Consider the following 419-nt stretch of genomic DNA (forward strand, 5'->3'; position numbering starts at 1 on the left):
AAAGAGACTGCCGAGAAAGGCTGGAAGCTGAAAGCGAACGACGAAGCCGACAGCGACAGCGAAAAAATCGCCGCAGGCGACACCGTGACCGTGAAACAAGGTAAGAACATCCGAGTGAAACGCAGCGGCAAAGATCTGACGGTTGAAACTTCAGACGACGTTGAGTTTGATCATGTCAAAGCTGATTCAGTGGCAGCGACCAGCGTGGTTGCCGAAAGTGTTATCGCAGGCAACAGCGTCTTGACTACCGACGGTCTGAAGATTGGTGCAGACGGCTCTCCGAGCCAAGTGTCTCTGACTACTTCCGGTCTGAACAATGGCGGCAACAAAATCGCCAACGTAGCCAAAGGTACGGCAGACACCGACGCCGTCAACGTCGCCCAGCTGAACGAACAACTCGCCGCCACCGAAAAAACCAC

General features: G+C 54.4%; 1 pseudogene. It reads left to right on the forward strand.

The features are described 5' to 3' along the window. Positions 1 to 419: pseudogene (locus HMPREF3050_RS12920) on the forward strand (hypothetical protein); the annotation flags it as partial.

Source organism: Neisseria sp. HMSC065D04 (assembly GCF_001815675.1).
In the GTDB taxonomy this organism is placed as follows: Bacteria; Pseudomonadota; Gammaproteobacteria; order Burkholderiales; family Neisseriaceae; genus Neisseria.